At 50.7% G+C, this 968-nt stretch carries 2 protein-coding genes; both read left to right on the plus strand.

Annotated elements, in window-relative coordinates:
• Window positions 1–40 precede the first annotated feature (40 nt).
• Window positions 41–523 carry a DUF3408 domain-containing protein gene (locus HMPREF0673_RS10565; RefSeq protein WP_007902100.1) on the plus strand — a complete coding sequence of 161 codons (483 nt, stop codon included), beginning with the start codon at window positions 41–43 and terminating at the stop codon, window positions 521–523.
• A gap of 184 nt (window positions 524–707) precedes the next feature.
• On the plus strand, window positions 708–968 hold a 261-nt coding region (locus tag HMPREF0673_RS10570), incomplete at its 3' end, for a plasmid mobilization protein (RefSeq protein WP_007902101.1).

A 968-nucleotide genomic window follows, 5' to 3' on the forward strand; every position in this document is an offset into this window, starting at 1 on the left:
AACCGTGACCACTATACTAACAAATAAAACAATGTAAGTTATGGCAAAAACAAAAGATGCAGTCTTGACTCCTGGGCAAAAGGAGCTGATGGAAAAAGAGTATTTGGATTTTGTTAAACCATCTACGTATGGCAACAAAGCCAATCCAAGTAGTTGTAATTCTCTCTATGATGATGTAGAGAACCCAGAGTTGAGAGCAATTGTAGAGAAAGTTGCTGCAACAACTCCCTATAGAGAGGAAACATCAACGAACGAGGCTCAATCGCCACCGAATCCGCAGAAGCGCATCAGCGGCAAGCAGCGCAAGGCGACATTGGAGGAGTATCAGCAGACCTTCCTCCAGGTTCCAAGGATTGACGACCGCAAGCCAGTCTTCGTCAGTTCCGATGTACGAGACCGTCTTGATCGTGTCGTCCGCATCCTCGGAGGGAGACGCATGAGCGTATCGGGCATCATCGAGAACATCGTGCGCCACCACCTAAGCCTTTATGAAGAGGACTTCGAGGCTTGGCGCAAATTATGAGAATTAAGGTCTGCGACCTTGGACGTGGATAGCTGAAAGGCTGTAGTTCCAACTAACGTGTTCTGAGAGGGAGCGAGGTTATGTTTTGGGAACCCCAAAACGCCTCGCTCCACCATGAGGGCGGAGGAATTTTGCTCCCGACGGTCGCAGAAAGTGAGTGTACCAACTGTAAACAGTATATCGAATGACAAGCATACAGGAACAGAACAGGAGAAAGGGCGGAAGACCGCCCACAGGCAGGGTTCGCAAGCTGTCGAAGTCTGTCACGGTGAAGTTCTCGAAGCCAAGCTACGAGGCATTGAGGCTGAGGGCGAGAAAAGCCAACCGCAAGTTGGCGGAGTACATCCGTGAGTCCGCCTTGAACGGCGAGGTGGTTAGCGGACACAGCGCAGAGACGGTAGCCATCGCCAAGCACCTCATTGGCATGGCGAACAACCTCAACCAA

The organism is Leyella stercorea DSM 18206 (assembly GCF_000235885.1).
In the GTDB taxonomy this organism is placed as follows: Bacteria; Bacteroidota; Bacteroidia; order Bacteroidales; family Bacteroidaceae; genus Prevotella; species Prevotella stercorea.